Here is a 25,802-nt window from a genome sequence, read left to right as displayed (position 1 = left end):
TGTGTTTATGCGCCGCTTTGCGGAACTAACGTTCCGCGGATAGACGGCTGAAATTGCGTCCTATGGAGGTAACATCGCTCATGTCCGAGACCAAAAGCTTTAACGTCGAAATGCCGACGACTTACGACCCTTCCAGCGCCGAACGCAAATGGTACGACGCTTGGGTTCAGGGCGGATATTTTCAAGCGGGACGACGTCCCGAAGCTCCTAAATATACGATCGTCATTCCGCCGCCGAACGTAACGGGAATGCTTCATATCGGCCATGCGCTCGACTTTACGCTGCAAGATATTATGATCCGCTTCAAGCGGATGCAGGGTTACGACGCGCTGTGGTTGCCGGGTACCGACCACGCGGGAATCGCGACGCAGACGAAGGTAGAGCAAAAGCTGCGCGAAGAAGGCAAATCCCGCTACGATCTCGGCCGCGAGGCGTTCCTGGAGAAGGTTTGGGAATGGAAAGATCACTACGCGGGTACGATTCGGAGCCAATGGTCGAAAATGGGCCTAAGCCTGGACTACTCCCGAGAGCGGTTTACGCTCGACGAGGGGTTGTCTTCGGCCGTGCGCGAAGTATTCGTTCGCCTGTACGAGAAAGGTCTGATCTATCGCGGCAAACGGATCATTAACTGGGATCCGGCCGCTCGTACGGCGCTGTCCGATATCGAAGTCGAATACAAAGAAGTGAACGGCAATTTGTACCATCTGCGCTATCCGCTCGCGGACGGCAGCGGTTCGATTACGGTCGCCACGACGCGTCCGGAGACGATGCTAGGCGATACGGCGGTAGCCGTCCATCCGGCAGACGAGCGCTACAAGAGCCTGATCGGCAAGATGATCCGTCTTCCGATCGTGAACCGCGACATCCCGATCATCGCCGACGAGTACGTCGACAAGGAGTTCGGAAGCGGCGCGGTCAAAATCACGCCTGCGCACGATCCGAACGACTTCGAGGTCGGCGGACGCCACGACTTGCCGCAAATTACGGTCATGGACGAAGGCGGCAAGATGAACGATCAAGCGGGTCCGTACCAAGGCATGGACCGCGCGGAGTGCCGCAAAGCGATCGTGAAGGACTTGCAGGAGCAAGGCGTATGCATCAAGATCGAGGAGCATGTCCACCAAGTCGGGCATAGCGAACGTTCTGGAGCGATCGTAGAGCCGTATTTGTCGACGCAATGGTTCGTGTCGATGAAGCCGCTGGCCGAGCGCGCGATCGATAGCCAAAAATCCGGTCTAGGCGTCAATTTCGTGCCGGACCGGTTCGAGAAAGTTTACTTGCAATGGATCGAGAACGTACGCGACTGGTGCATTTCCCGTCAACTTTGGTGGGGACACCGGATTCCGGCTTGGTACAACGACGCGACGGGCGACATTCACGTCGGCACCTCCGCGCCGGAGGGAGCGGAGGTGCCGGGCTCGCCTTGGAGACAGGACGAAGACGTGCTCGATACGTGGTTCAGCTCCGCGCTCTGGCCGTTCTCTACGCTCGGCTGGCCGTCTGAAACCGACGATCTGAAAAACTATTACCCGACGAGCGTTCTCGTTACCGGCTACGATATTATTTACTTCTGGATCGCCCGGATGATTTTCACCGCGCTCGAGTTCACCGACCGGATTCCGTTCAAGGACGTTCTTATCCACGGTCTCGTTCGCGACGCGGAAGGGCGCAAAATGTCCAAATCGCTCGGAAACGGCGTCGATCCGCTCGACGTTATCGCGCAATACGGCGCCGATGCGATGCGTTACATGATCTCGACCGGTAGCACGCCTGGCCAAGACTTGCGTTTCCGCTTCGAGAAAGTCGAGCAGGCGCGCAACTTCGCGAACAAAATCTGGAACGCCTCGCGGTTCGCGCTTATGAACCTGGAAGGCGTCTCTTACGAGGATATCGACCTGAACGGCAAGCTGTCGACGGCCGACCGCTGGATTTTGCACCGTTTCAACGAGACGGCGCAAGAGATTACCCGTCTCATGGAAAACTATGAGTTCGGCGAAACGGGCCGCTTGCTTTACGACTTCATATGGGACGATCTGTGCGACTGGTATATCGAATTCGCCAAGCTTACGCTTTACGGCACGGATCCGGAAGCAAAGCGCAGCACGCAATCGGTCATCGCCTACGTGCTCGACCGTACGTTGCGTCTGCTGCATCCGTTCATGCCGTATTTGTCCGAAGAGATTTGGCAGCACTTGCCGCACGAGCCGGGCGAGACGATCATGCTGGCCGCGTGGCCGACGTACGATTCGGCGTTCGAAGCGTCGGAATCCGTCAAAGAGATGAAGCTGCTCATGGAAGCGATTCGCGCAGTACGGAACATTCGCGCGGAAGTGAACGTATCCCCGGGCAAGAAGATCGAGTTGCTGCTCAAGCCTACCGGAGCCGAAGAGGACGCTATTTTCCGGAAGAACGAAATTTACGTCCAACGGTTCTGCAACACGTCCGCCCTTACGCTCGACCCGTCGCTCGCGGCGCCGGACAAAGCGATGACGGCGATCATTACGGGAGCGGAGCTCTACTTCCCGCTTGCCGGCTTGATCGATATCGGCCAGGAAATCGCGCGCCTTAACAAGGAGCTCGACGCACTGAACGCCGAAGTCGACCGCGTGGAGAAGAAGCTGAACAACGAAGGCTATATCGCCAAAGCGCCGGCGCACGTCGTCGAACAAGAACGCGCGAAAGGCGAAGATTACAAAGACAAACGCAATAAAGTGCTTGCGCGCATCGCCGAGCTGCAAGCCTAAACGGAGGGGATCGCATCATGATAGACGAACGTCCCTTGCCGGTCGGGAGCTTCCGGACCGCCGAAGAGGCGATGGCCTGGATTATGGGGCTAACCTCTTTCGGCATTCGTCCGGGGCTTGATCGGATCAGGCTGCTTATGGAAGCTTTGGGCCATCCAGAGCGTCGGCTGAAATTCATTCACGTTGCCGGAACGAACGGCAAAGGCTCGGTATGCGCTTATTTAACGAACGTCTTGCACAAGTCGGGTTACGACGTCGGTACGTTCACGTCGCCCTATTTGACTTCGTACGCCAATCGGTTGCAGTATAACGGGCAAGATATAGACGACGAATCGATCCTGAAGCTCGTAAACCGGTTGAAGCCGGAAGCGGATAAGCTTGCGGAAGGCGAATGGGGTTCGCCTACGATGTTCGAGGTAACGACGGCGCTTGCGCTGCTCTATTACGGTACCGTCGTGTACCCGGACTACGTGGTCTGGGAGACGGGATTGGGCGGACGACTGGACGTCACGAACATTGTCAGTCCCGTCGTCACCGTCATCACGAACGTCGGGCACGACCATATGGACGTCTTGGGGCCGACGATTGCGGACATCGCAAGCGAGAAGGCGGGCATCATCAAACCCGGCGTTCCCGTCATTACCGCCGCAGGACATCCGGAAGCGGCAGCGATTATCCGGGAGACGGCCGCGCGAAAACAAGCAACCGTCTACGCGCTTGGCGACCGATTCAACTATGAACCCGTGTCGATTCAAGAAAATGAGCAAATGTTTACTTTCCAAGGACCGTTCCGCCATGTACAATCGTTAGCGGTGACTTTAAACGGCGCGCATCAGCTCGTTAACGCGGCCGTGGCGGTCATGACGCTCGAGGTTCTGCGCCAATATTACGCGCTGATCGTCGACGACGGGGATCTCGAAGCCGGGTTGCGCGAAACCGCGTGGCCGGGAAGACTAGAGATGGTTTCCAAGTCGCCGCGCATTTTGCTTGACGGGGCTCATAATCCCGAAGGGATGGAAGCTTTGGCTGCCGCGCTGCGCGACGTCTATCGCTTCGATCGCTTGAACGTGATGATGGCAATGATGCCGAATAAGAATCACGAACATTCCCTGCGGCATATACTACCAATGGTGGATACGCTTGTGATTACGGAACCGGATTTTCATAAAAAAATGGCCGCCGGAGATTTGGCCGCGGTCGCCGAAAAACTGCAAGCCGAGCTCGGAAGTCCGCGCGACATTATCGTGGAGCCGGATTGGCGGCGTGCACTATCGCTTCTGCGCGAGGCGTCAACGCAAGTGTCGGAGCATGAGAATCCGCTTAGCGTCGTAACCGGCACTTTATATTTGATTGCCGACGTTCGCTCGTGGTTGCTCCATGGAACGAATTCAGAAAAAGGCTGGTGAAGCGTCGTTGCGAACCGCTGAACATGTGCATTTTATCGGTATCGGAGGCTACGGCATGAGTGCCATCGCCCGCGTGATGCTGGAGATGGGATATCAAGTGTCCGGTTCCGATGTGGTCGGCCAGGAACTAACGGAGAAATTGGCGGCCAATGGAGCACAAATTTATATCGGTCATGAGCCGGAGCATGTACGAGGCGCGGATCTCGTCGTGTATTCCACCGCATTATCGAAGGATAACGTAGAACGACAAGCCGCGGAGCAATTGAGGATTCCGACTTTGCATCGGGCTCAAATGCTGGCGCGCTTGCTTAACGCGCGCACGGGTATTGCCGTCGCGGGTGCGCACGGCAAAACGACGACGTCGTCAATGATCGCGCTCGTCATGGAGACGTGCGGACTTGACCCGACTTATATTATCGGCGGAGAAATCGTTAACGTCGGAACGAACGCGAAAGCCGGCAAAAGCGATTTCGTCGTCGCGGAAGCCGACGAGAGCGACGGTTCCTTCTTGCAGTACGAACCCGCTATCGGTGTCGTGCTGAACATCGAGGCCGATCACCTTGAAAATTACGAGGGCGATTTCAATAAACTGAAGGATGCTTACGTATCTTTCCTCGGAAATATCCGTTCGAGCGGCTGCGCGGTCGTCTGCGCGGACGACGAGAACATTCGGGAAGTCGTGCCGAAAGTGGGCGGCGCCCGCATGTTGACGTATGGCGTTCATGCGACCGATGCGGACTTTACGGCTACGGATATTAAGCTTGGTGACCGTTGCGCGACGTTTACCGTCCGCAAAGGTGCCGACGAGCTAGGTTCGATTACGCTTTCCGTGCCAGGGCGGCACAACGTATATAACGCCTTGGCGACGGTCATCGTCTGTCTCGAGGCAGGCGCTTCGTTCTCCGCGATCGCGGAGGCGATCCGCGAATTCCGCGGCGCCAAACGCCGTTTCCAAGTGCTCGGAGAAGTGAAGGACATGCTGGTGATCGACGATTACGCGCATCATCCGACCGAGATTCAAGCGACGATTCAAGCCGCGAAGGCGACGGGCAAGCGCATTATCGCGGTGTTTCAGCCGCAGCGGTACACGCGAACGTTCTTTTTGCTGGATGCGTTCAGTAGAGCGTTCTCGGATGCTGACGAGGTTATCATCACCGACATCTATTCTCCAGCCGGAGAGCAACGGATCGAAGGGGTTAACTCCCGCAAGCTGGTCGAGCTTATCGCCAGCAACAGCAATCCGAACGTTCGGTACGTCCCGACGAAAGAAGAAGTGATGGATTTGCTGGCGAGCGAAATCAAGCCGCACGATCTCGTGCTTACAATGGGAGCGGGCGATATTTGGAAGACGGCTTACGAGCTATCCAAAATCCTGCACGAACGGTATAGCGTATAACGTAACGGAATGAGCCCCCGAGCTCTCGGCAATGCCGAGGCTGCGGGGGCTTATTTGATGTTCCGTTCATATCTTTCTCTCGTCTCTCATATCCTATTGATAGATTGTAGGACAAGGGGAGACGCAGTATGCCATCCAACGCGAGAATGACGTTTCGTTTCGAGCCGCTTCCTGCGCCGAAGCCGGTCAAGCCCGCTCAGGCGTCGCAGCTGTCTCAGACTGCGGAAAAGCAAATCGTAGATGCTTTGCCGATAGAGCCGCAGCCTGTCACCGTAAACGCGCAACAACCGGAACAATCGTATAAGCATACGATTATAGAATCTTATCCGCCAATGAGCGGACCCTATCAAGACGATATTCGCGCGCTGGAGGAAATGATTCGGCGAACCGACTCGGTAGTCGTGCACATCCCGCCTCCGTCCGCGATTCAGGAGCCTTCTGAGCTTAAACCCGAGCGGCAAGGTTCTACCGTTCGCGATCGGCAAGCACCGGTAATCGTCCGTGAGCTGGCACAGATGGAGACGGATTTCGAGCAACCGGAGAGATGGAGCTTGCCGGAAGAGGATGGAGAATATCGTCCGCCAAGCGATTGGTTATCCCATTCCCATGATTACGTTCGTAAGGACAGCCCATCGTGGACGCGAGTGATTTTATCCGTCGCCGCGGCGATCGCGACCGGAGCGTTATTCGGGTATATGGTATTGACTTTGTTCACAGGGGAACCGATGTTCCCGGGTAAGTCCGACAATAGCAGTCAAGCGGCGATCGTGCCAACGTCGTCGGCGAATGCTAATTCGCCGTCTTCATCCGACTTGAAGGAAACCGCGAGCGTCGGCGAGAGCGTACAAACATCGGATCCCAATCCGGCCGATCCTACATCCGCCTTGTCGGAAATCAAAGCTAACGAAGCTTACGTCTTGCAATACGGCGTCTTCCGCAATGCGGACAGCACGCAATTAGCCGCGGCTCAGTTGAAAGACGTCGGCTTGCCCGCTGCGATCGACGATAGCGATGGTTATCGCGTCTACGCCGGGATTGCGCCGACGCGAGCCGAAGCGGAACTGCTGGCGGCTCAAATGCCGAATATCGAAGTATACATTAAGCCGATCGACGTTGCGGCTGCGCTGATCATCGAAGACGGCCAATCGCAAGCGCTTAAGTCGTTTATCGAAGAGAGCTCGGCGCTAAGCCGTCTGATCGCGCAGCTTACCGTTAGCGGGCTGCAAGACGAGTTGCCGCAGCCGTTGTCGCAAGACGATGCTGAGGCACTGCAACAGGCGGCTACGCAGTGGAAAGCGTCGCTAAGCGCGATCGATTCCATGACCGGCAACGCGCAAGCCGCGGGACGTACGCTCGAACAATCGCTTAACGCCGCGCTTGCATCGCTGGCGAGCTATGGCAAGAAGACTTCGCGTTATCATCTGTGGAACGCCCAATCAGCGATCATGCAGGCCGAGCTCGCGGACCGCGGTTTACGCCAAGCGTTGCAGCCAGCGACCGCTGGTTAATCAAACGGGACTTTGGAATGAGACAGCTCTGATTCTACAGGGCTGTCTTCGTTTTTGCGCATTGTATACGTTCTAAGGGAAACGTATAATGAATGTGCAGGTGTCAAAAAATGGTGGTGAATAACGAATCGTGAAGAAAAATGGCTGGATTCTCCTTTTATTCGTCTGGCTCGGCATGCTAGCAGGAACGCTGGTGTCCCGGTGGCTGCAAGACGCCGAAGGCGTTAAGTTTCTGACCCGTTCGCTGCAGGTTCATTGGTCGCCTTCCGCGGACTTGGCGGTATTCAGTTACGACCTCAATTTTCACGCTAATGTTAGCCTGCTCAGCATCATCGGGGCTGCGCTCGCGATCTGGTTATATCGGAAAATGTAATTCGAAAGGATGTATCGCAACATGAGCTCGAACGCAACTTCTCTACATACGCTAGTCCTTGCTTCTACTTCGCCGAGAAGGCAGGAGCTGATCCGGTTACTCGGCTTGCCCGTCGAAATCGTCCCTAGCAACGTCGACGAGGACACTCCCTCGGACTGGACGCCCGAGCAAATCGTCGAAGGTCTTTCTCGGAGAAAAGCGTTCTCCGTTCAAGAGAAAATCGCCGGACAAGCTTCCGGATCTTCTATCGTCGTAGGCAGCGATACGATCGTTGTCTTAGAGAGGGAAGTAATGGGGAAACCTACTGACACGGAAGATGCGATCCGGATGCTGAAGCGTCTGTCCGGGCGAACGCATGAAGTATTTACCGGCGTTACGTGCGTACGCGTATCGGATGGAGAGTCGATCACTTCCCATCGGGTTACCCAAGTGCGCATGCGCGAGCTGACGGACGAGCAAATCAAACGTTACGTCGCCACCGGAGAACCGATGGACAAAGCCGGCGCTTACGGCTTGCAAGGCATCGGGGCGCTTCTCGTAGAATCGATCGACGGAGATTTTTTCAACGTCGTCGGCTTGCCGGTCTCGTTAGTCTCGGTCATGCTTGAAACGTACGGTATTTCGACGCCTTAATCTAAGCCACTCCCGCGGCCGACGCGGCATACGAAGGTTGGACGAAGACGCATGGAACAACGTTCCTTTCGCATTAGGGAAATGCAGACCGAAGAACGGCCGCGGGAAAGAATGCAACGACACGGCTCAAGCGCGCTAAGCCATGCGGAATTGCTAGCTATTTTGCTGCGCACGGGAACGAAAGACGAGTCTTCCATCCACCTCGCCCAGCGTATTCTAACGGAATGCGGCGGATTGCGCAGACTCGCCGAGAGCCAATGGGACGAGCTGACGCATATTCGCGGCATCGGTCCTGCCAAAGCATTGCTGCTGCAAGCTTCCATCGAGCTTGGCCGAAGGGTCGCCAGGTCGCAGTTGCCGGATATGGTAAAGATTACGTGCCCGCAAGACGCCGCAAGCTTGCTGATGGAAGAACTTAGACACTTGAAGGAAGAGCACTTCGTCTGCTTGTTCCTGAATACGAAAAACCAAGTCATCGGCCGCCAGACGTTATCGATCGGCAGCTTGAACGCATCGATCGTACACCCGAGAGAGCTGTTCCGAGCCGCTATTCGGCGCAGCAGCGCCTCTATCCTGTGCGCGCACAACCATCCGAGCGGAGATCCTACTCCGAGTCCGGAAGACATAGCGCTTACGAAACGGCTGGCGGAAGCGGGAGAGCTGCTAGGCATCGAATTGCTCGATCATTTGGTAATCGGTGACAATCGCTATATCAGTTTGAAGGAGACAGGATGCTTGTAGTAAAATAAGAAGGATTGTCCCGACGACTGATACGTCAGAATTGGCGATATTCTAGCAGTCGCGGTAGAAGCAGGAGGTAGCAACATGGCATTTACGCGAGATCTGGGGATTGACCTCGGCACGGCAAACACGCTCGTCTACGTTAAAGGTAAAGGAATCGTCGTTAGGGAACCCTCGGTGGTCGCCCTGCGTACCGATACGAAGAAAATCGAAGCCGTGGGCACGGAAGCGAAGAAGATGATCGGCCGTACGCCCGGCAACATTGTCGCGATTCGTCCGATGAAGGACGGAGTCATCGCGGACTTCGAAACTACGGCAACGATGATTAAATATTTCATTCGCCGCGCGCAGAAGCCGCGCACGTTGTTCCCGCGCCATCCGAACGTCATGGTGTGCGTCCCGTCGGGCATTACCGCCGTCGAGAAACGCGCCGTGGAAGACGCGACGAAGCAAGCGGGCGCGCGCGAAGCATTCATCATCGAGGAACCGTTCGCGGCTGCGATCGGCGCCGATCTGCCCGTATGGGAGCCGACCGGCAGCATGGTCGTCGATATCGGCGGAGGCACGACGGAAGTCGCGGTCATCTCGCTTGGCGGCATCGTGACGAGCCGTTCGATCCGCATCGCGGGCGACGAGATGGACGATGCGATCATCGCTTACGTTAAGCGCTTGTACAACCTCATGATCGGGGAACGTACGGCAGAGCAATTAAAGATGGAAATCGGATCCGCGATGCCTCTGGACAAAGTCGAATCGATCGAGATTCGCGGCCGCGACCTCGTGTCCGGTTTGCCGAAGACGCTCGCCATTACTTCTGACGAAGTAACGGATGCGTTGTCGGATACGGTCAACTCGATTATCGACGCGGTCAAGATTACGCTCGAGAAGTGTCCGCCGGAACTGTCCGCCGACATCATGGACCGGGGAATCGTCCTGACGGGCGGCGGCGCGCTGTTGCGCCATCTGGACAAGATGCTGGCCCGCGAGACGGGCATGCCTGTACTAGTCGCGGAAAATCCGCTGGATTGCGTCGTCATCGGCACGGGCCGCGCGCTCGATAACATCCATTTGTTCAAATCTAAAGGCGGATCACGCTAAAATTATTGCAGCTTAGCCCATGGGACGGAAAAGCAGGTGAGCGGATATCTTTAAATTAATGCGCAACAAAAGATTGTTCATTCTTATGATCGGGTTGATCGTTTTCATTGCGCTCATGGGATTCACGCTCGGACGCAAAAGGTTGACTTGGCCCGAGAAGTTCATCAACGATGCCGTCGGGACTGCACAAGGCGTATTATACCGGCCGGTCGGAGCGGTCGCGGATTTCTTCCGCGACATCGGCCGGCTTTCCGACGTGTATAAGGAGAACGAGCTGCTGCGGCAGACCGTAGCCCAGTACACGCAGGATCAAATTCGGTTTAATTCCCTCGAAGCGGAGAACAAGCGTCTGCAAGAGGCGCTTAATTTTACCGACAGGCAAAAACAATTGGATAATTATCGTTACTTGATCGCGCAAGTCGTAGGAACGACATCGAATCCGTACGAGAAGACGATCAAGATCAATCTAGGTTCCCGCGACGGCGTGAAGGCGGAGATGGCGGTCACGACGACCGACGGTCTCGTCGGCATCGTTAGCCACGTATCGACGTTCACGTCTACCGTCAAGCTCGTCACGGACTTGGACGAAAGCTCGTCCAAAGGGATGCCGGTATCGGCAACGGTTCTCGGCAAAGAGACGCAATCGTTCGGCATTATCCAATACGACGAGGAATCGGGAACGTTGCAGATGACGAAAATCGACGAGCGGGATCCGCTTGCCGTGGGAGACAAAGTCATCACTTCGGGGCTCGGCAACGTATTTCCTAAAGGCATCGTCATCGGTACGGTCGAAAGCCGGCAAGTCGGCGACTTCGGCTTGACCCATACCGCCATCATTACGCCATCGGCCAAATTCGACCACCTGCGCGAAGTGTTCGTGGTCGTCGTGCCCGACGTGGACGGTCCTTGACGATGAAGATCAATAAAGTCATCTTATGGACGCTCCTGTTGCTGCTTGTCGAGAATGCGATCGTTCCGTGGATTATCCCGCCCGAGTGGGCCGACAGGCTGCTTCCGCACTTTGCCTTTCTCATGACGTTATTCGTTTCGGGCTTCGCGGGGCGCCATCGCGCGTTTCTGTTCGGGCTCGGCTTCGGATTGCTGCAGGACTTATTGTTTTACGGCCATCTCATCGGACCTTACGGCTTCGGCATGGGCTTGCTCGGTTACGCGGCAGGTTTGGCGGCGGAACGTCGCGCGTTTACGCTTCCTTTTTTCATCTGGATCGTCGTCTTCGGGGGCGGCTTGCTAGATACGGTCGTCTACTTGATTTATAAGCTGTTCCGGCTTACGGACTTGCCTTATAGCTTCGTATTCTACTGGCAGATCGCTCCGACGACGTTGCTGCAGCTTCTGATCGCCCTACTCATGTACGTTCCGGTTCGTCGCTACTTGGTGAAACCTTCCTTATCTTCGGGAGAAGACAATTCGGAGTAAGCAGGAATTCGGCTTATCTTGGCAGAATTTCATTAACCGTAGGGAGGAACGGAAAAATGGCCGGCAAATCGCACATTACGATCAAGGGGATCAAAGAAGGGCTCGTTTTTCTGCTGGACGACGGTTGCGAATTCGAAGTGCTCTTAGACGAGCTGAACACGAAGCTCGACAAGCATGTGCAGCAATTCACCGGTCCGATCATTCATGTGTTCGTTAAGCTCGGAGAGAGGCATCTGGACGAGAACGACCAGGAGCGTATTCGCGCCGTTCTTCGGAAGCAGGGAAATCTATTAGTTCAATCGATCGAGAGTAATCCGCCTGCTAGCGAAGCTAAACCGCTAAGCGGGCCGAGCATACATACGATTGCCGCAATCGTACGTTCCGGACAGACGTTGGAGTACGAAGGACATTTGCTTCTTCTGGGCGACGTGAATCCCGGCGGGGTCATACGTTGCACGGGGGATGTCTATATTCTGGGCGCGCTTCGGGGAATGGTTCACGCAGGATCGGCGGGAGACGAGAAGGCGATTATCGCGGCCTCCTCCATGACGCCGACGCAGCTTAGAATCGCGGATGTCATTAGTCGGCCGCCGGATGAATGGACTTCTGCCGAGCCTTGGATGGAATATGCGTTCTTGAAGGACGGAACGATGTCGATAGACAAAATGACGAGCCTTAGCCGTCACCGCAAGGAAGTCATGCAGTTCAAAGGAGTGTAAGCCATGGGAGAAGCGATAGTAGTCACCTCGGGCAAGGGCGGCGTCGGCAAGACGACGACATCAGCCAATTTAGGAACGGCGCTTGCGTTGCTAGGCAAAAAAGTGTGCATGGTAGATACCGATATCGGATTGCGCAACTTGGATGTCGTGATGGGTTTGGAAAATCGGATCGTCTACGATCTCATTGACGTTGCCGAAGGTCGGTGCCGGGTTAACCAGGCTCTGATTAAAGACAAGCGCTTCGATGAGCTTTATATGCTTCCGGCCGCGCAGACGAAAGACAAGAACGACGTATCGCCGGAGCAAGTGAAACAAATCATCGAAAGTCTAAAGCCGGATTTCGATTACGTTATCATCGATTGCCCCGCGGGAATCGAGCAAGGCTTCCGCAACGCGATTGCAGGCGCTACGCAGGCGATCGTCGTCACGACGCCGGAGAACGCGGCCGTTCGCGACGCGGACCGCGTAATCGGCCTGCTCGAGAAAAGCCACATCTCGTCTCCTAAGCTCGTCATTAACCGCATTCGTCCGAACATGATGAGAAGCGGCGATATGCTCGAGATCGACGACATTTGCCAGGTATTAGCCATTGACCTAATCGGCATCGTGCCCGATGATGAAGCTGTAATCAAAGCCGCGAACCAAGGGGAACCGACGGTTATGAATCCTACGTCCCGCGCGTCTATCGCCTATCGCAATATCGCCAGGCGCATACTCGGCGAAACCGTCCCGCTATCGCAGCTGGAGGAGAAAGCGGGTATGTTCCGCAAAGTAAAGAAGTTCTTGGGAATGGGTTGATCGGAGCTTGCTTAACCGATTGAAGAAGATGGATTGGATGATGCTGCTCATCCTGATGCTGTTCATGGGCATAAGCACCATATTGATCAGGAGCGCGACGCACGGCAATCCGAGTTACTCGCATTACGACTTAAAGACGGTCATCTATTACGGGGTCGGCTTCGTCGTTATAATGTTGTCGACGTTGATCGATTATAGGCTCATCCTGAAAACTTGGATGGCTTGGTACGTCATAGGGTTAATTTTGCTCGTCATGGTGTTTATGTTCGCGCCCGAGATTAACGGCGCAAGAAGCTGGTTTATTTTGCCGGGAGGCATGCTGTTCCAGCCCGCCGAAATCATGAAGATTTTCTTGATCGTTTCGATAGCCGCGCTGCTCGGCAGACGTCTCGGCGATCCGCTCAGAATGCGTACCGACGTCGTGTTAGTGGCGGCTACGGCCCTCGTCCCGTTCATGCTCGTAATGATCCAGCCGGATTTGGGCAACGCGATCATTTACATTTTCATCGTGCTTGGCATGCTCTGGATCGGAAATATCCGTTACACGTACGTTATGATAGGTCTCACGACGGTTATCGGCGGGTTGATGCTGTTCGTTACGTTGTTCAATACGTACAACACGGAAATCAAGACGTACCTGGAAGACCATCATAAGGCGCACTGGTACCAACGGATCAACACGTATATTCATCCGGAGGAAGCTTCCGCGGACGACCGACGTCAGTCGGAATACGCGCAGATCGCCATCGGATCCGGCGGACTAGCGGGCGACGGATATATGCAAGGCGAATCCAAAAACCGCAAGTTCATTCCGTACACGTATTCCGATTCGATCTTCGTCGTTATCGCCGAGGAGTTCGGCTTCCAGGGCGCGGCCGTGCTGTTGCTGTTGTACTTCCTGTTCATATACAGGATGATACTGATCGCCTACCAGTGCATCGATTTGCGAGGGTCGTTCATGATTATCGGGATCGCCTCGATGATGGTGTTCCAGATTTTCGAGAACATCGGGATGATGATCGGAATTATGCCGCTGACGGGCATTACGTTGCCGTTCATCAGTTATGGCGGGACGTCGCTTCTGCTTAACATGCTGTCGATCGGTCTCGTGTTCAGCATTCGGGCGCATCAAGAAAAGTATGAGATGGATTTATAGCGGACAACAAGGGCTATCCTCTTTCGGGGATGGCTCTTTTCTATTTTGTCGAGTCTATTCCACCCTTGTCCGCCATAAGGTGGTAGTAGACGAGAAGGACAAGGAGGGCTTGCCGTGCCAATTCGGAATAGCGTGCGCGATCGCAGGCGTGAGCGGATACAGCAGTTGCTGGACGATATGCAGGCGAATGAGGACCCGGTCGAAGCACGACCGGAGGCGCGGGAACGGGCGTCGATCCCGCCGGAGCCGCCGATCACGGAGGACGTCCTTCCCCCGGTTATTCAGCCCTCTTATCCTTCCCATGGGCTTGTCCCGATGTCGCCGATTATGCCGAGCGACGAGCCGGATCCGGAGCTGTGGTGGAAAGAGAAGCAGCGAACGATGAAGTACGATACAAACAATTGGGCAGGGATGAAGGGGTTGTCGCCGACTTCTCGCGCCCCTGATCGGAATAGGGCGCCTGGCAGGTCGGGACTGTCGCCATGGGCGCGCGGGATGGCGGTAAGAATATTCATCGCAGGGCTGCTCTTCGCGGGCGCGTGGGGCTGGTTGAAGTATGAGCTCCCCGGAAGCGCCGAAGCCCGCGCGTGGATGACCGATTCGGTATCGAACGATATGGATTTCCAAGCGATAGAAGCATGGTATAGCGATACTTTCGGCGGCTCGCCATCGTTTTTGCCGTTTTTGCGCGAAGGCGATGATACGAAGGAAGTCGCGGTTACATTAAACCCGGAAGATACGGTCGTTCCCGTGCAAGGCAGAATCGTTCAAAGCTACGCCCAGAGCGGAAGCGGCGTGAAGTTGGCTGCTCCCGCAGGCAGCGATATAGTCGCGGTGTACGCCGGGCGCGTACTGCAGGTTCAAGCGGAAGAAGCAGGCGGACTGACGATTCTGGTGCAGCATCCCGACAGCATCTTGTCGGTTTACGGCAATTTGCAGCGCGCAACGGTCAAGGAGAACGACTGGGTAGAGGCCGGCGAGAAGCTGGGAGAGCTCAAGTCCGCTAACGGAGCTGACGGGGAGAGCACGCTCTATTTCGCCGTGCAGCAGAACGGAAAGAAGCTAGATCCGGCGGAAGTGGTTCCTTTTGATTAAATGGCGAGGCATTGCGTTCAGGCTTCATCCGCTATTCGTGCTTGTTATGATGGCCTCGATCGCAACCGGGCGATTCCTGGAGCTGGCGACGTTGTTCGTCATCGTCTTGTGGCATGAACTCGGGCATTTGCTTGCGGCGCTTCGCTTCGGGTGGACGGTGCGCGAAATAAAGCTGCTTCCGTTCGGAGGCGTCGTCGAAGTCGAGGAAGCGGGGACGTTGCCGGTACGGGAGGAAGTATGGGTGGCGCTGGCCGGCCCGATGCAGAACGCGATTCTCGCTGCCGCCGGCTGGATGCTCGGACAAGCAGGATGGATCGACGGCGGATGGGCGGAAGCGTTCGTGCGTGCCAATCTGCTGATTGGCGCCTTTAATCTGTTGCCGGTATTGCCGCTTGACGGCGGCCGAATGCTTCAGGCTTGGATTAGCTTACAAGCGCCTTATCATCGCACGCTCCTCTGGAGCGCGAGAATCAGTCTCGTCTTCAGCTTTCTTATCGTGTTGGCCTCGCTCTTTCCGCTTCTTGCAGGCGGACTCGTTCAGCTCAACCTGCTCGCGGTCGGGCTCTTCTTGTGCGCGTCCAATTGGACTTATTTACGCAACGTGCCGTTCGTTTTTTTGCGTTTTCTCGTCCATCGCAGCGAAAAATCGGATAGCCGCATGAAGCACGGCGTGCTCTCCCGTCCGATCGTCATCGAGGAAGACCGGCCGCTCATCCATATCATTCGCCTCTTCATGAAAGAGCAGTACCACCTCGTGTACATCATGAAACGCGGAAAAATCGCCAAAGTCGTCCCGGAGAAGACGATTATCGAAGGGTTCCTCGGACGATTGACATCAGGGAATGCGGATTTGCGTTTTTTCATGTAAAATGGAGAAAAGCATATCCGTGGGAGGTTTGCATGAAGCAGCTGTTCATCCATTGCTCGCAAAACGTTACCCAATCGGCCCTATTGGAAAACGGAAGGTTAACCGAATTCAGCGTGGAAAAAATCGAAGGTACTTCGTTGATCGGCAACCTGTACAAGGGCAAAGTGGTCAACGTGCTGCCCGGCATGCAGGCTGCTTTCGTCGATATCGGATTATCCAAGAACGCTTTTTTATACGTGGACGACGCGCTACACCCCCATTTGGACAAACAGCCGAAGGACAAGCCCTCCATCTCGGAATTGCTTAAGCCCGGAGACGAGGTGCTCGTGCAGGTTATGAAGGATCCGCTCGGCGGAAAGGGTGCGAGGGTGACGACTCACTTCTCCCTTCCCGGACGCTGGCTAGTCTATATGCCGGGAGCCGATTACATCGGCATTTCCAAGAAGATCGACCAAGAGACGGAACGATTGCGCCTGAAGAGCTTGGCCGAAGACATTCGCGCCGAAGGCGAAGGGCTCATTATGCGAACGAACGCCGAAGGCGAAAGCCGTTCTTCGTTAGAAGGCGATTTGAACGGATTGCGCACCATTTGGCGCAACGTCATGGCCTTAAACGCGCAATCGGACGCGCCGAAGCAGCTTCACAAAGATTCGGGTCTCGTGCATCGGATCATTCGGGACGTCATAACGCCCGACACCGAAGAGTTGATCATCGATAACGAACAATGCCTGCACGATGCCCAGGATTACATGCGCCAGGCGGCGCCCGCGATGTCGGACAAAATCCGCCTATATAGCGAGACGCTACCGATGTTCGAGAAATTCGGCATTAAAGACCAGATCGACAAGGCGTTCCAATCGCGCGTTTGGCTGAAGAGCGGCGGATATTTGGTTTGGGACCAGACCGAAGCGCTTACCGTCATCGACGTGAATACGGGCAAATATACCGGCTCCGCTTCGCTTGAGGAGACCGTATTCCAGACGAACTTGGAAGCGGCGGAACAGATCGCGCGGCTTTTGCGCGTAAGGGACGTCGGCGGCATCATCATCGTCGATTTCATCGATATGGAGACGGAGGAGCATCGCCATCAAGTCGTGCATCTGCTGGAAACGACGATCAAGCGGGATCGCACCAAGTGTCAGGTCGTCGGTTGGACGAGGCTCGGATTGCTCGAGATTACGCGCAAAAAAGCCCGGGAGAACGCCATGAACTATTTTTACGAGACGTGCGCGGCCTGCAAAGGAAGCGGGAAAATATACATAAGGTAACTCGATTCATGCCTTATTCGGTGCATATTAAAGTTGTGGTTGAATTCGCTTAGGCGATATGATAAACTACGTTAGTGCGTGCAATCTGAACATTTTGCAGGCTACAACCGCACTCCACCGGGTCGACAAGTCCGAGATGCCTTCACGGCAACCGGCACCCCATGAGGCGAGTCTTAGACATGAGGAGGTGCAACAGAATGTACGCGATTATCGAAACAGGCGGCAAGCAATACAAAGTACAAGCCGGCGACGTAATCTTCGTCGAGAAGCTTTCGGCGAACGCAGGCGACAGCATCACGTTTGACCGTGTATTGGCAGTGTCCAACGACAAAGGTCTTACGACGGGTGCTCCACTTGTATCCGGCGCGTCCGTAACGGGCAAAGTCGAGCAACAAGTTAAAGGCGAGAAAATCATCGTCTTCAAGTACAAACCGAAGAAGAACTACAAGCGTAAGCAAGGTCATCGTCAACCGTACACGAAAGTGACGATCGAAAGCATCAAGGCGTAAGAGGTAGCCGGATGATTAAGATCTCGCTAGTGCGGAATAGACGAGGCCACATAACGCGGTTTACCGTATCCGGTCACGCTTATTACGACGATCCGGGCAAAGATATTGTCTGTGCCGGCGTATCTGCGGTTGCAACAGGGGCGGTTAACGCGATCGAGAAATTGACGGGGCTCGTGCCCGATGCCGAAGTATCCGAGAAAGACGGGTTGCTCAAGGTGGTAACGCCTAGCAGCGACGACGAAGCTCGGAACGCTCAAGTCCAGCTTTTGCTGGAAGGCATGCTCGTTTCTCTGGAATCCATTGCGGATGAATACGGTAAGTACGTGAAAATAAAAGTAACATTTGCGGAAAAAGGAGGTTGAAACCATGTTGAAGCTGAATCTTCAGTTGTTCGCCTCGAAAAAAGGGGTCGGATCTACGAAGAACGGACGTGACTCCCACTCGAAGCGCCTTGGCGCAAAACGTGCGGACGGTCAGAACGTACCTGCAGGAAGCATCTTGTATCGCCAACGCGGTACTAAGGTTCACCCAGGTAACAACGTAGGCATCGGCAAAGACGATACGCTGTTCGCGCTAGTGACCGGCGTCGTCAAATTCGAGCGTTGGGGACGCGATCGCAAGAAAGTTAGCGTGTACCCGCTGGAGCAAGCGCCAGTCGCTGCTGCGCTTGAAGTTTAATACTTCACACAAGCATAAACGGCTTACGCCGTCCTTGGGATGGCGCAATTACGTTTATGTCGGAGGTATCAGAGAAGTTATAGTAGGTTGAAACTTATACTTATCTGATACTACGAGAACACCCGGCCATCGCATTATTGGCCGGGGTTTTTGCGTAATTAGGACATTTCGTTCAAGCTCAAGGCATGGTTAAACGGCTCTTGGCCATGCTATACTGGGATTGTATGGGATGCACGCCGAATGAATGGATGGCTGAAGGAGACGGGGACGCAACAATGAGGATAAGGAAAATCACGCCTTTGCATATCGTCGCGGCATCCTCGCTCGCGTTTCCTATCGCGGCCGTATTCGGTTGGCCGGATGCTTGGTGGCCTCTAATCTTGTTCATGCTTTGGAGCCTGGCGCTTGGAGTGGCACTTGCGACCGCGGGCTCCCGCGAGGATCGCGAACGCATCGATCGGTTGTTGGACCATGCGCACGGTTCGGCGATTCAGACGTTAAGCCATCATCGTCACGACTGGATGAACGAACTTCAGGTGCTGTACGGATATTTACGTTTGAACAAGCCCGATAAAGCCGTCGACGTGGTGGACAGAATAAGGGTACGCATGGACCATGACAGCCGGTTGTCCCACATCGGCAATCCGAAGCTGTCGATTTATTTGCTGTCGTTCCGGACGATTTGCGATTCGTTGCGGCTGGACGTAGAAGTCCAGGACGGGCTTCAGTTCGGAACAACGCCTCGCGAAGCGGATAGACTTGCCCAAGCGGTCATCGGAATGATTAACGTCATTCGCGTTAGATCCGGTAACACTTCGGCGTACGATAGCACGTTGAAGCTTGCGATAGCCCAATCGGCTGTCGGTTATCAGGTCGACCTGACTTATGCGGGGGAATTGGCTGCCGCCGACAGCGTGGATGCGGACTTGGCGCGTTGTTTGGATGGCGTAGGGGATTTGGTTAATGTCGAGCCCATCGACGAAACACAGCATGCGCGGACGATGAGCGTTCGTTTTCCGTTGCACGCTTAAATATTCGTGACGACGACGCGAGGACGTGAACAGCCCGTCCGGTCGTTGCACTTGGAGTGAATTCATCATGTTCGTAGACAAAGCGAAAATATTCGTTAAAGGCGGAGACGGTGGCGACGGACTAGTCGCGTTCCGCAGAGAACTGTACGTACCGGAAGGCGGACCTGCGGGCGGAGACGGCGGAGATGGCGGAGACGTCATCTTCCGTGTGGACGAAGGACTAAGGACGCTCATGGATTTCCGCTATCAGAAGCATTTTAAGGCAACGCGCGGCGAGAAGGGGCGCAACAAAACCCAGCACGGCGCGAACGCGGATGACATGATCGTACGCGTGCCTCCAGGTACGATCGTCGTCGATGACGACACCGGTGAACTGATCGCCGATCTGACCCGTCACGACCAGCAGGTCGTCATTGCCAGGGGCGGACGTGGTGGACGCGGCAATACCCGGTTCAAGAGCCCGGCGAACACCGCGCCGGCGATCGCGGAGAACGGGGAAGAAGGACAGGAACGTTGGGTTACGCTGGAGCTGAAGGTAATGGCGGACGTCGGTCTGGTCGGCTTCCCGAGCGTAGGCAAGTCGACGTTGCTGTCCGTCGTGTCCGGAGCGCAACCGAAGATCGGGGCGTACCACTTCACGACGTTGACGCCTAACCTCGGCGTCGTCGATCTTGGGGACGAGCGTAGCTTCGTCATGGCGGATTTGCCGGGGCTGATCGAAGGCGCGCATACCGGTATCGGTCTAGGTCACGAATTCCTACGCCACGTCGAACGTACGCGCATCATCGTGCACGTCGTGGACATGTCGGGCATGGAAGGCCGCGATCCTTTCGACGATTGGGAGAAAATCAACGACGAGCTTAAGCAGTACAATGTTAAGCTTGCGGATCGCCCGCAAATCGTCGCCGCGAACAAGATGGACATGCCGGAGTCCGAGGACAACTTGACGGCGTTCCGTGAGAAGGTAAGCGAAGTGAAGCCGGACATTTTGATTATGCCGATTTCTTCGCTCACGAGACAGGGCGTTCAAGAGCTGCTCTACAAGGTTGCGGATCTGCTCGATTCGTTGCCTGAATTCGTGGAAGTAGAAGATACGGCAGCGAAAGAAGCCGAAGAGGGAATCGTGTACCGGTTCGAGCCGGGCAACGATACTTCGTTCTCGATAACGCGGGATAACGAAGCGTTCGTCGTGCATAGCGAAGCGATCGAGAAGCTTATGCGCCGCACGCAGTTCGGCTCCCATGAAGCTATCGTTCGTTTCGGGCGCATCCTGCGCGGCGTAGGCGTCGATGCCGAGCTGCGCAAGCGCGGAGCGAAAGACGGCAGCACCATCCGGATCGGCAAGTTCGAGTTCGAGTTTTTCGAAGGCGGCTCGGACGACTATATTTTCGAAGACGCATAACGGCAAGAAGCCCCCGTCGCCATGGATTAACAATGGCTGCGGGGGCTTCGTTTTATTTTCAGGAGATATTATCCTACGATCTGCTCCATATGGACGTTCGATTCTTTGCTTAAATCGATGAACGTATCTCCGGATTGAATGAGCGGGCGAGTCGGATCCATCGGCGGAATGAGCACGACGCGTCCGATTCGTCCGTCCGTCAACTCGACCTCGCATCCGATAAGGCCGTCCATTAGGCGGCGCGTGAACATCGTGAGAATGCCCGTATCGAAGTTGCCGAGCGTTCCCGTGTACATCTGATGCAAAATCTCGTAGAAGGGCGAAGCGTCACGGTATACCCGATCGCTGGTGAGAGCATGGAAGACGTCCGCAATGGCTACGATTTTGCTAAGCGGATCGATGCGAGCGCCTTCGACGCCAAAAGGATAACCCATGCCGTCTTCTCTTTCGTGGTGCTGCAACGCGATTAATGCCGATCGCCAGTTCAACCCGTTGCATTCCTGAATCAATTGGTACCCGAACACGGTATGTTGTTTCATAATTTCGAATTCTTCTTCGGTAAGCCGTTCCCTCTTGTTCAAGATGTGCTCGGGAACGCGCATTTTTCCCACGTCGTGCAAGATAGCACCCATCGTAAGAATAGCCAACTCTTTCTCCGGAAGGTTCATCCAACGCCCGATCAACGATGAGATCGCCCCGACTGCTATGTTGTGCCGATAAGTGTAATCGTCCTTGGAATACATGGAGATAAGAAGCGGATACACTTGGAGCTGCTCCGATGATTGCACGATAGCCGGCAGGACGTCTTTGCGAATGTCCATGATCGGAATTTGGCCGGTGAAGCGGATGTCCTCGAACAACCGTTGAATGGAGATCACGGATTCCTCGAGCGCTTGGAGCGCCTGCTCCTGTTTGGAGAGAGGCTCTAGATCCCTCTCGGATAAAGAGATGCGATGAAGGGACAGCTTGACGAGATCCTCTTCGGAGAGCGGATGCGCCGTGGGGAGCAGGACGATGCCCCTAGCGTTATGTACATCGTGTTTCAGACGCCGTCCGATCCAAGAGCGTTGACTCGCAGTCAAGTATGATTCCACCCCGCAACCTCCGATGCTAGCATGTGCTTCCTAAATAATACCAGCACCTGACCGCGAATAAAACAAATAATTACAAATGTCGAACACCCCTAACAAGCCTATTGCCTCGGTCGAGCGATTTCGATATAATGTCCACTATGAGCATACATTCGTCTTTTGTGGGAGGACGCAAGATGACGGAGCGGTATTATGTCGTCCGGGAAGATTTGTTGCCCGAAGGCATTCTCAAGACGGAGCAGGTGAAAGAGCTGCTGCGCCGGGGAGAAGCCGCGACGGTGCACGAAGCGGCGGAGAGAATAGGGTTGAGCCGCAGCGCTTTTTACAAATATAAAGACGGCGTATATGCGCTGGAGCAAACGTCTAGGGAACGCATCGTGACGCTGTCGATGGACTTGGAGCACCGTTCCGGGGTTCTGTCCAAAGTACTCGGTACGCTGGCGGCAAGCGAGGGCAACGTGCTTACGATCTCGCAATCGATTCCGCTGCAGGGTCTGGCCAACGTCGTCGTGTCCGTGGACACCGCCATAATGAGCGGCGAGCTGGCGGAGCTGGTGGACAAACTGCGCGCCATAGACGGCGTGAAGCGGGCGATCGTCGTAGGAAGAGGCTAAGCGGTACGATCGCAACAAAGAAAGAAGCGATAGAAGCGGAGGAGTTAGGATGAAGCCGGTTAAAGTAGGTTTGCTTGGATTAGGCACGGTAGGCACGGGAGTCGTTCGCATCGTCGAAGGACATCAAGAGGATTTGCAAAGTCAGGTCGGTTCCCCGATCTTGATTTCTAAAATATTGGTGAAGGACCGCGCGAAGAGCCGCAACGTGGCCGTCGACGCGAGCAAGCTGACGGAGGACCCATGGGAAATTGTCCGTGATCCGGAGATCGACGTCATCGTGGAAGTGATGGGCGGAGTAGCCCACTCTCGCGACGTCATTCTGGAAGCGTTAGAGCGTGGGAAACACGTCGTCACGGCCAATAAAGACTTGATGGCGATGCACGGTCCGGAAATATTGGCGAAGGCGCGCGAGAAAGGCTGCGACGTCCTGTACGAAGCGAGCGTCGCGGGCGGCATCCCGATTATCCGGACGCTGATCGAAGGTTTTTCCTCCGATCGCATTACGAAGATCATGGGTATCGTCAACGGAACGACGAACTATATCCTTACGAAAATGAGCCGAGAAGGCGCGGCGTACGCCGACGTGCTGAAGGAAGCGCAAGCGCTCGGCTACGCGGAATCCGATCCGACGTCCGACGTGGAAGGCTTGGACGCCGCGCGCAAAATGACGATTTTGTCGACGCTAGGCTTCCGTGCGAACGTAGCTTTGGAAGACGTTAGCGCGAAAGGGATCAGCAACGTCACTCAAGAAGATATCGGATACGCGAAACGTCTCGGTTACGAAGTGAAGCTGCTAGGTATCGCCGAGCGGCAGGACGACACGATCAGCGTGAGCGTGCAGCCGACTATGGTCAAAACAAGCCATCCGATCGCCTCGGTCAACGGGGTGTTCAATGCGGTATACGTGCATGGCGAAGCGGTCGGAGAGACAATGTTCTACGGACCCGGCGCGGGCGAGATGCCGACGGCGACTTCGGTCGTTGCGGACTTGGTCGCGGTCGTCAAAAACATGAAGCTCGGAGTGAACGGCCGTCAGGCGCAACTGAGCTATAAAGTGATGAAGCTGAAAACCGACGAGCAGATTTCCTCGAAATACTTCCTGCTATTACACGTCGACGACAAGGCAGGCGTATTGGCGCAAATCGCGCAAGTGTTCTCTAATTTAGACGTCAGCATCGAATCGGTTATGCAGCCTTCGGCGCCGCATAAGTCCGGAGCGGAGCTTATCATCATTACGCATAACGCAAGCAAAGCAGCAATGAACAAAGTGCTGCAAGCATTCGAAGCGCTGCCTGCCGTGCAACAAATCAAAAGCGTCTACCGTGTCGAAGGGTGAAGGAGTCCGCATGAGCCAGCATAAAGCAACGATTATCGCCGATCGCGTCGTGGTGAAAGTACCGGCCAGCACGGCAAATCTCGGTCCGGGCTTCGATTCGCTCGGCATGGCCTTATCTTTATTCGCTTGGGTAAGTCTCTCTCCGTCTTCCGCAACGCGCATCACGCTGCACGGAGACAATCTTGACGGCGTCCCGCAGGACAAGTCGAATTTGGTGTACGAGGTCGCTCAAGCGGTGTTCGAACGCGCGGGCGTTTCCATTCCCGAGCTGGACATCGCGATCCGCTCCGACATCCCCCTAACGAGAGGGCTTGGCAGCAGCGCCGCGGCGATTATCGGCGCGCTCGTCGCTGCCAACGCGCTTGTCGGAGATCCGTTGTCCAAAGACGAGCTGTTCCAGATGGCAACCGCGCTCGAGAAACATCCGGATAACGTCGGCGCTTCCCTGTTCGGAGGCATCATCGTCTCTGCATGGGACGGAACAAGAGCGGAATATGTCCGGTTCGACCCGCCTGAAGGCATGGATGTGCTTGCCGCAATTCCGCAGTTCGAATTGTCGACCAAGAAGGCGCGCAACGTGCTGCCGGAGAGCCTGTCGTTTACGGATGCCGTCTTTAACGTCAGCCATAGCTCGCTGCTTACGGCCGCGCTTGCGAGCGGCCGATTGGATCTGCTTCGCTTCGCGATGAGAGACCGGCTGCATCAGCCATATCGGGCGCCGCTAATTCCGGGCATGGAGACCATTCTAAGCGAGGCAGGCGATCACGGGGCGCTCGCCGCGGTATTGTCAGGCGCCGGACCGACGCTGCTTTTGTTAACGGAATCGGGTTCGGAGTCTTCGCAAGAGCTCGAAGATTTCGTGAAACGCACGATGAAGAACGAAGGAATAGACGTCGTCACGAGCTGGCTTGCGCCGTGCCTGCACGGGCCGCAAGTACGATGCTTGAGCAAGCAACAGCCCGGGTTCGACGATGCGCCCCATCATATTATTAAGGCAGCCGAAGCGGAGGTGGGCGCATGACGAAGCGCAAAGTGGCTTTATTGCCGAAGAGCACCGTGTCGGACGAAGCGACCCGGTATTTGTTCCGGGGGCAAGACGTGGAGTTCGTCTATTGCAAAATGATTCAGGACGTCTTCCAATCGACGGCCAAAGGGCTGACGGATTGGAGCGTCATCCCGATCGAGAATACGATTGACGGCTCCGTGAGCCTGCATATGGATTGGCTCGTTCACGAAGTCGATCTGCCGATCCGCGCGGAATGGGTATTCCCTTCGATTCAGAACCTGATAGGCAGACGTGACGAGCTTGCCGGCGATGACGGACAATGGGATCCCGGCAAGATTACGAAAGTGATGAGCCATCCGGTAGCGATGGCCCAATGCCTGCAGTTCGTGCGCGCCAATCTGCCGCATGCCGAGCTGGAGACGCTCAGCAGCACGACCGAATCCGTGCGCATGGTCAAACAAAATCCAGGCGTAGGATGGGCCGCGATCGGAACGAAGCTGGCGGCGGAAGACTTAGAGCTTGACGTGCTGGAAGCGGGCGTAACCGATCACGATAACAATTTCACGCGGTTTTTGCTCGTCGGCAACGCGCCGTTCGAACGTCCGCAAGCTCCGCTGCAGAAGACTAGCATATTGATCACGTTGCCGGAAGATTATCCGGGAGCGCTGCACCAGGTGTTGTCGGCGTTCGCATGGAGACGGATAAACTTGTCCAAGATCGAGTCGCGTCCGACGAAGAAGAAGCTGGGCAATTATTATTTCTATATCGATATCGAGCTGTCTCTCGATACGGTGCTTCTGCCGGCCGCGATCTCCGAGATCGAAGCGATCGGATGCCAAGTCCGTCTGTTAGGGTCGTATCCAAGCTTGCCATACGAAGAGTAACGCGTTTCGCG

Annotated in this window: 26 protein-coding genes and 1 other annotated feature; of the genes, 25 read left to right on the top strand and 1 reads right to left on the bottom strand. The window is 55.4% G+C overall.

Going from position 1 to position 25,802, the window contains the following annotated elements; translation table 11 throughout:
- Positions 1-80 precede the first annotated feature (80 nt).
- From ACFPQ4_RS07490 to obgE, 21 genes are all read left to right on the top strand, one after another.
- Positions 81-2,744: a valine--tRNA ligase gene (locus ACFPQ4_RS07490; RefSeq protein ID WP_378111162.1), complete on the top strand. Its 2,664-nt coding sequence runs from the start codon at positions 81-83 to the stop codon at positions 2,742-2,744.
- 17 nt (positions 2,745-2,761) lie between these two features.
- Positions 2,762-4,150, top strand: a complete 1,389-nt coding sequence (locus tag ACFPQ4_RS07485; protein ID WP_378111161.1) for a bifunctional folylpolyglutamate synthase/dihydrofolate synthase — start codon at positions 2,762-2,764, stop codon at positions 4,148-4,150.
- A 55-nt stretch (positions 4,151-4,205) separates the two neighbouring features.
- On the top strand, positions 4,206-5,546 hold the full coding sequence (gene murC, locus ACFPQ4_RS07480; RefSeq protein ID WP_378111160.1) for a UDP-N-acetylmuramate--L-alanine ligase: 1,341 nt from the start codon (positions 4,206-4,208) through the stop codon (positions 5,544-5,546).
- Positions 5,547-5,674: 128 nt separating this feature from the next.
- Positions 5,675-7,054, top strand: a complete 1,380-nt coding sequence (locus ACFPQ4_RS07475; protein ID WP_378111159.1) for an SPOR domain-containing protein — start codon at positions 5,675-5,677, stop codon at positions 7,052-7,054.
- Positions 7,055-7,184: 130 nt separating this feature from the next.
- A complete protein-coding gene (locus tag ACFPQ4_RS07470) occupies positions 7,185-7,427 on the top strand; it encodes a DUF4321 domain-containing protein (protein WP_378111158.1) in 243 nt (80 codons plus the stop codon).
- A 21-nt stretch (positions 7,428-7,448) separates the two neighbouring features.
- Positions 7,449-8,060, top strand: coding sequence for a Maf family protein (locus ACFPQ4_RS07465; protein ID WP_378111157.1), 612 nt, complete (start codon positions 7,449-7,451; stop codon positions 8,058-8,060).
- 51 nt (positions 8,061-8,111) lie between these two features.
- A complete protein-coding gene (radC, locus tag ACFPQ4_RS07460; RefSeq protein WP_378111156.1) occupies positions 8,112-8,801 on the top strand; it encodes a RadC family protein in 690 nt (229 codons plus the stop codon).
- An 84-nt stretch (positions 8,802-8,885) separates the two neighbouring features.
- Positions 8,886-9,899, top strand: coding sequence for a rod shape-determining protein (locus ACFPQ4_RS07455; RefSeq protein ID WP_378111155.1), 1,014 nt, complete (start codon positions 8,886-8,888; stop codon positions 9,897-9,899).
- Positions 9,900-9,957: 58 nt separating this feature from the next.
- Positions 9,958-10,809 carry a rod shape-determining protein MreC gene (gene mreC / locus ACFPQ4_RS07450; RefSeq protein WP_378111154.1) on the top strand — a complete coding sequence of 284 codons (852 nt, stop codon included), beginning with the start codon at positions 9,958-9,960 and terminating at the stop codon, positions 10,807-10,809.
- Between the two features lie 2 nt (positions 10,810-10,811).
- A complete protein-coding gene (gene mreD / locus ACFPQ4_RS07445) occupies positions 10,812-11,336 on the top strand; it encodes a rod shape-determining protein MreD (RefSeq protein WP_378111153.1) in 525 nt (174 codons plus the stop codon).
- 56 nt (positions 11,337-11,392) lie between these two features.
- Positions 11,393-12,055: a septum site-determining protein MinC gene (locus ACFPQ4_RS07440; RefSeq protein WP_378111152.1), complete on the top strand. Its 663-nt coding sequence runs from the start codon at positions 11,393-11,395 to the stop codon at positions 12,053-12,055.
- A 3-nt stretch (positions 12,056-12,058) separates the two neighbouring features.
- Positions 12,059-12,853 carry a septum site-determining protein MinD gene (gene minD / locus ACFPQ4_RS07435; RefSeq protein ID WP_378111151.1) on the top strand — a complete coding sequence of 265 codons (795 nt, stop codon included), beginning with the start codon at positions 12,059-12,061 and terminating at the stop codon, positions 12,851-12,853.
- A 7-nt stretch (positions 12,854-12,860) separates the two neighbouring features.
- Positions 12,861-14,009 (top strand): FtsW/RodA/SpoVE family cell cycle protein, encoded by a 1,149-nt coding sequence (locus ACFPQ4_RS07430; RefSeq protein ID WP_378111150.1) that lies wholly within the window; start codon positions 12,861-12,863, stop codon positions 14,007-14,009.
- A gap of 114 nt (positions 14,010-14,123) precedes the next feature.
- Positions 14,124-15,104 (top strand): peptidoglycan DD-metalloendopeptidase family protein, encoded by a 981-nt coding sequence (locus ACFPQ4_RS07425; protein WP_378111149.1) that lies wholly within the window; start codon positions 14,124-14,126, stop codon positions 15,102-15,104.
- Complete coding sequence (locus ACFPQ4_RS07420) at positions 15,097-15,972, top strand: M50 family metallopeptidase (RefSeq protein WP_378111148.1); 876 nt, start codon at positions 15,097-15,099, stop codon at positions 15,970-15,972. Before ACFPQ4_RS07425 ends, ACFPQ4_RS07420 begins: the two co-directional genes overlap by 8 nt.
- Before the next feature lie 32 nt (positions 15,973-16,004).
- A complete protein-coding gene (locus ACFPQ4_RS07415) occupies positions 16,005-17,240 on the top strand; it encodes an Rne/Rng family ribonuclease (RefSeq protein WP_378111147.1) in 1,236 nt (411 codons plus the stop codon).
- 95 nt (positions 17,241-17,335) lie between these two features.
- Positions 17,336-17,424: a sequence feature (ribosomal protein L21 leader region), on the top strand.
- A gap of 13 nt (positions 17,425-17,437) precedes the next feature.
- Positions 17,438-17,749 (top strand): 50S ribosomal protein L21, encoded by a 312-nt coding sequence (rplU, locus tag ACFPQ4_RS07410; protein ID WP_378111146.1) that lies wholly within the window; start codon positions 17,438-17,440, stop codon positions 17,747-17,749.
- An 11-nt stretch (positions 17,750-17,760) separates the two neighbouring features.
- Positions 17,761-18,111 carry a ribosomal-processing cysteine protease Prp gene (locus tag ACFPQ4_RS07405; RefSeq protein WP_378111145.1) on the top strand — a complete coding sequence of 117 codons (351 nt, stop codon included), beginning with the start codon at positions 17,761-17,763 and terminating at the stop codon, positions 18,109-18,111.
- A gap of 4 nt (positions 18,112-18,115) precedes the next feature.
- The gene (gene rpmA / locus ACFPQ4_RS07400) at positions 18,116-18,427 is read left to right on the top strand and encodes a 50S ribosomal protein L27 (protein ID WP_378111144.1); all 312 of its coding nucleotides are present in this window, start codon (positions 18,116-18,118) and stop codon (positions 18,425-18,427) included.
- Positions 18,428-18,702: 275 nt separating this feature from the next.
- On the top strand, positions 18,703-19,458 hold the full coding sequence (locus ACFPQ4_RS07395; protein ID WP_378111143.1) for a Spo0B domain-containing protein: 756 nt from the start codon (positions 18,703-18,705) through the stop codon (positions 19,456-19,458).
- A 67-nt stretch (positions 19,459-19,525) separates the two neighbouring features.
- Entirely contained in the window at positions 19,526-20,860 is a 1,335-nt protein-coding gene (gene obgE, locus ACFPQ4_RS07390) for a GTPase ObgE (RefSeq protein WP_378111142.1), read from the top strand.
- A gap of 68 nt (positions 20,861-20,928) precedes the next feature.
- Here the strand turns inward: obgE and ACFPQ4_RS07385 are convergent, their stop codons facing one another.
- A complete protein-coding gene (locus ACFPQ4_RS07385) occupies positions 20,929-21,942 on the bottom strand; it encodes an HD-GYP domain-containing protein (RefSeq protein ID WP_378111141.1) in 1,014 nt (337 codons plus the stop codon).
- 185 nt (positions 21,943-22,127) lie between these two features.
- Between ACFPQ4_RS07385 and ACFPQ4_RS07380 the strand changes: the two genes are divergently transcribed.
- Genes ACFPQ4_RS07380 through pheA form a run of 4 tightly spaced genes read left to right on the top strand, consistent with a single transcriptional unit; the run spans position 22,128 to position 25,791 of the window.
- Positions 22,128-22,565, top strand: a complete 438-nt coding sequence (locus ACFPQ4_RS07380; RefSeq protein WP_378111140.1) for an ACT domain-containing protein — start codon at positions 22,128-22,130, stop codon at positions 22,563-22,565.
- A 49-nt stretch (positions 22,566-22,614) separates the two neighbouring features.
- The gene (locus ACFPQ4_RS07375) at positions 22,615-23,901 is read left to right on the top strand and encodes a homoserine dehydrogenase (RefSeq protein ID WP_378111139.1); all 1,287 of its coding nucleotides are present in this window, start codon (positions 22,615-22,617) and stop codon (positions 23,899-23,901) included.
- A 10-nt stretch (positions 23,902-23,911) separates the two neighbouring features.
- Positions 23,912-24,922 (top strand): homoserine kinase, encoded by a 1,011-nt coding sequence (thrB, locus tag ACFPQ4_RS07370; RefSeq protein WP_378111138.1) that lies wholly within the window; start codon positions 23,912-23,914, stop codon positions 24,920-24,922.
- Positions 24,919-25,791, top strand: coding sequence for a prephenate dehydratase (gene pheA / locus ACFPQ4_RS07365; RefSeq protein WP_378111137.1), 873 nt, complete (start codon positions 24,919-24,921; stop codon positions 25,789-25,791). Before thrB ends, pheA begins: the two co-directional genes overlap by 4 nt.
- Positions 25,792-25,802 lie beyond the last annotated feature (11 nt).

Source organism: Cohnella yongneupensis, assembly GCF_042655785.1.
Lineage (GTDB): Bacteria > Bacillota > Bacilli > Paenibacillales > Paenibacillaceae > Cohnella > Cohnella yongneupensis.
This window is presented reverse-complemented; position numbering and strand designations above follow the sequence as displayed.